The following is a 4,769-nucleotide window of genomic DNA, read 5'->3' on the forward strand; positions in this document are numbered from 1 at the left end:
TAAATCTATTTTTTCTTGATATGAAGAAATTTCAATTTCCAGAAAATTAAGGCAAAGATAAGATAAAGCCAATATACTGTGGTTTCAACTAGCGATGGATTTCCGTTATAACCAAATAAACCTTTTAAGATACTGCCAAAAGTTCCCTTTTCATCAATAAATGAATTTATATCATAAATATGTTCAATAAATATTGGAATAATATTTGCTTCTTGTAATTCATGAATTCCATAAGCAAATAATCCAGCTGCGAGAAAAACAAGGAAAATTCCAGTTATCGAAAATAGATTTTTTAAATTTACATTCATCGCCCCAATATACACCATATATCCTAAAATCAAAGCAGAAACAATTCCTAATATCGCACCAATTAGAGAATTCTCAGCTGAAATAAAAGAAGTTGTTCCAAGGAAAATTACAATTTCGATCCCTTCTCGCAGTATCGCAATGAAAACAATCGAAAAAACACCGAGTTTTTGGATTTTATCTGATTTTACATTAATATTTGTTTCAATTTTCTTTTCTAAATTATTTACAATATTTGATTGTTTCATCATCCAAAAGATCATGGAGGTTATTAGTAATGATCCTAAAATCATCAGAAATCCTTCAAACATTTGCTCCGATCTTCCAATAAATCCACCTAATAGAAGATTAAAAATAAAAGCACCAATTATACTAAAAGAAATCCCAATTAATACACCTAACCAAACATAAGTCTTCATTTCTTTTCTTCCAATTCGATTAAGGTAGCTGATGATTATTCCTGTTATTAAGACTGCTTCTAAAGTTTCTCGAAATGTTATAATTAAACTAGCGATCATGTCGTTCACCTTTACTTGAAGATTTAAAGTAAATCCATACTATAAATGGAGTTTTTTATTATTAGACATGACTAATATTAAAAATAAATAAAACTCTAATTTTTCAAATAATAAAATGATAGATCAAGTGCGAATAAGTTTTTCACCCATATAACAGAATTATAATCGAAAAAAGGATAAAGGAAAAAGAAAGAAGCAAAAAAGAAAAAAAGGATTTTTTTACCTCTATAACAATTCTTTTATGCTGTTATTCTTCTAATCCTTTTTTTTAATGCTTAGTATTAGTCTTTTTTAGAATTATCATCCGATTATTCATTCGAATTGCTTTCAGAATTGCTTTCAGAATTGCTTTCAGAATTGCTCTCAGAATTGCTCTCAGAATCACTATCTTCGATTATTTCTGCATCTTGAATATTGCTTTCTTTATTTTCTTCTTCGTCTTCTTGCTCTTTATTTTCGTCAATTTCTTCATTTATTGATTTTGATTCAGATTTTACTGGAATTTCAGTAATTTTCTTACCTGTAATCAACATTTCTAATATTTGATTGATTCGAGGTACCATATTAGCTGGTTCAGGAAGATCACCTTCTGCAAGTAGACAGTTTTCAAACATTTGCTCAATTACAGGATCAATAAATTGGTTCTTAGGATCATCTTTATAAAGTGAGACCATTTTCTGAATCATTTCATGTTCTGGATTAAATTCAAATATTTTACGGGGGATCTGAAAAGATTTATCCAAATTAGATTGGGTCCAATAACGCATTGCCCGTTGCATGCTGGAAGTCATTCCAGTAGAAGGATTTGCCAATCGACATGCATTTTTGTATAACCGCTTGGAAATTTTTGCATCGATAATTTTATCACCCAATAAAGATTTCACATGATCAAGAAATGCTTTAATATCAGAGGGTATCTCTTCATCTTCATCTTTCTCGGATGATTTATCCTTCTCTTTATCTTCACTTTCAGGTTTCTTTTCTTCTTCGGTAACATCTATTGGTTTAAATGGGTAGGATTTTTCTTCGGAATCTTCACCTTCGCCAGATTTCATGGAATAATCATGGACGTTCATCATTAAGAAATTGTCAATAGGTTGATCAAAGAATATTACTTCGAGATTTTTCTGTTCATAATATCCAAGATGAGGAGACATTTTCATACTTTCAAGATTCTCGCCAATTAAATAGTAAATTTCACTTTGATCTTCTTGCATCCGTTCAACATAGGTTTTTAGGCTTATATATTCATCTTCAGCAGTCTTATTTGTTTGGAATCGCAATAATTCTAACAATTTTTCTTTTCGGGCGTGATCGGTAACAATTCCTTCTTTGATAAAGGTTCCAAATTCTTTCCAGAAAGTTTTGTATTTATCTGGACTTTCTGTATATAGATCTTCAACTTCTTTGAAAAATCGTTTTACCACCAATCCTTCAATTTTCATGATTAATCGATTTGTTTGAATTGTTTCACGGCTGATATTAAGAGGAATATCATCTGAATCCACAATTCCATAGACAAATCGCATCCATTGAGGAATGATATCCTTCGATTTTTCCATAATCATAACATTTTTTGAATAAAGAGCAAGCCCATATTCTACCTCAGGTCGAAGTAAATCTTGAGATCGCGTTTCTGGAATGAATAAAATGGAACGAAATTGTACTCTTCCATCCACTTTATAATTAATTACTTTAAGATAATTATCATATCGCTTCGAAATATAATGATAGAAATTTAAATAATCTTCATCAGTGATTTCTGTTTTATTTCGTTTCCAAATAGGGTTAATTTGATTAACAGGAACGCGTTCAGGTTCTTTTTCTTCTTTTTCTTCTTCTTCTGTTTCATCTGTAGACTTTTCTTTTTCTTCTTCTTTACTAGTATGTTCATCTATTTCTTTCTCTTTATCTTTATCAGTCTTTTCATCAATCTTTTCATCTGTCTCTTCATCAAGATCTACTTCAACTTTTTCTTCTGGTTTTTTAATTTCAGTAACATAGATTGGAAACGGAACAAAATTAGAATATTTCTTAATGATATTTTCAATTCGATAAGATTGGAGATATTCATCTTCTTCATCTTGTAAATAGATGATAACATCTGTTCCGCGATGTTCTTTTTCAGTAATTTCAATTTCAAATTGACCTGAACCATCTGAAATCCATCGATATGCAGGTTCATCTTTCTTATATGATTTAGAGATAACTTCTACTTTCTTCGCAACCATAAACACCGAGTAAAAACCAATTCCAAATTGTCCAATAATATCCAAATCAATTTCTTTGTTTTCTTCAGAAGATTGTTCTAATTGCTCTAAAAACTTCTGTGATCCACTTCCAGCAATTGTTCCTAAATTCTGAACCATCTCTTCTTTGGTCATTCCAATTCCTGTATCTTTAACAATCAATTTTTTTGCTTCTTGATCTAAAACTATTTCAATCTCATGCTTTAAATCAGGATCCGCGATATTTTTATTAGAAAGACCAATGAAATGGATCTTTTTTAACGCATCAGAAGAATTACTTATCAACTCTCGAAGGAAAATTTCCTTATGCTGGTAGAGTGATTTGCTTAAAATATCGAGCAATTTTTTGATTTCGGCTTTAAATTCATGTGTATTTGCATCAGTCATTATTAATCACCATTATGTTGTTTGCTATATCGATCAAATTGGTAGATTACAAAAGATGTTGTCAAGTTTATTAAAGTAAAATAATATTAAAACTTCTACCTAAGGCTTCAAAAGTTAATTCAGAATTAAGTGATAATTTTTAAGTTTAAAATTATTTTTAATTAAAAAGTATGAGTTTCTAATGTCTGTAATTTTGGTTATATGAAGAGAAAATGTAATTTCCTAAAGAAAAAGACTAAGAAAAAAAAATTTGAATTAAAAAATGTCAAAATAGTGAAGGTAAAAGATCAAGAAATTTTAAAATATTTATTATCATAATGAATTTTAAAGAATGACTTTCAATCTGCAGAAAAATCAGATTTTATTAGGAAATGCTCTTGAGATTATACCAAAGTTTCCTAATAAATCCATAGATTTGGTGGTTACTGACCCTCCTTTTTATATAATGACAAAATCCAATATAAAATTTAAACATCGTGCCGATATTATACAAAATGCTCATTTTGATCATTTCCAAACATATGATGAATTTTTAGAATTTACTGATTCATGGATTAAATCTCTTGAACCTAAATTAAAAGATAATGCATCGATGTATATTTTTTTTGGTGCTCAATATATTTCTGATTTGATCCGCATTACTGAAAAATATGGATTTCGATATAAAGGGATATTAGTCTGGCATAAAACAAACCCTGCTCCTAAAATTAGAAAATCGGGATATCTCTCTTCTACTGAATTGATTTTATTTATTGTAAAAGGTAATCCGACTTTTAATTTCTTAGGACAAAAAAAAATGCACAATCTTATAGAAACACCCATATGTCAACGACCTGAACGATTATTAAATTGTGAACCAAATTCAAAAGGTAAATTTAAAACCTTACACCCTACTCAAAAACCAGAAAAATTAATTAAAAAATTAATAATTGTCTCTTCTAATCCAAATCAAATCGTGTGTGATCCATTTGCAGGAACTGGCACTGTTAACATTGTTTGTAAAAAACTTGAGCGTTATTGTATTGGAATTGAAATTAATAAAAAATTTTATCAAGCAGCTTTTAATCGATTAAAAGAATAATTCATCAAACAAAGATTCTAACTGTTTAAAACAATAATCTACTGTTATTTTTAAAATAATAAATAAAAGAAAGAAATGCCCGAAGGATGATACCTTCGGTGCGTTGTAAAGGAGGTGATCCAGCCGCAGGTTCCCCTACGGCTACCTTGTTACGACTTCTCCCTCCTCGCGCTACACGATTTCAAATGAACCCTAAGGACCCATTTTCAACCATATAACACTCGGATG

Annotated in this window: 3 protein-coding genes and 1 rRNA gene; 1 reads left to right on the forward strand and 3 read right to left on the reverse strand. The window is 29.6% G+C overall.

The features are described from left to right. Window positions 1-5: 5 nt before the first annotated feature. Together ACXLDF_RS13555 and htpG are read right to left on the reverse strand one after the other, a co-directional pair. Window positions 6-824, reverse strand: a complete 819-nt coding sequence (locus tag ACXLDF_RS13555) for an FTR1 family iron permease (RefSeq protein ID WP_457559077.1) — start codon at window positions 822-824, stop codon at window positions 6-8. A gap of 308 nt (window positions 825-1,132) precedes the next feature. Next, entirely contained in the window at window positions 1,133-3,460 is a 2,328-nt protein-coding gene (gene htpG, locus ACXLDF_RS13560) for a molecular chaperone HtpG (RefSeq protein WP_457559078.1), read from the reverse strand. Window positions 3,461-3,791: 331 nt separating this feature from the next. Here htpG and ACXLDF_RS13565 point away from each other — a divergent pair, with 331 nt between their 5' ends. Then, the gene (locus ACXLDF_RS13565; RefSeq protein ID WP_457559079.1) at window positions 3,792-4,541 is read left to right on the forward strand and encodes a DNA-methyltransferase; all 750 of its coding nucleotides are present in this window, start codon (window positions 3,792-3,794) and stop codon (window positions 4,539-4,541) included. 109 nt (window positions 4,542-4,650) lie between these two features. Here ACXLDF_RS13565 and ACXLDF_RS13570 read toward each other — a convergent pair. Next, window positions 4,651-4,769 (reverse strand): 16S ribosomal RNA (locus ACXLDF_RS13570); the annotation flags it as partial.

This window comes from Candidatus Harpocratesius sp., from assembly GCF_054039255.1.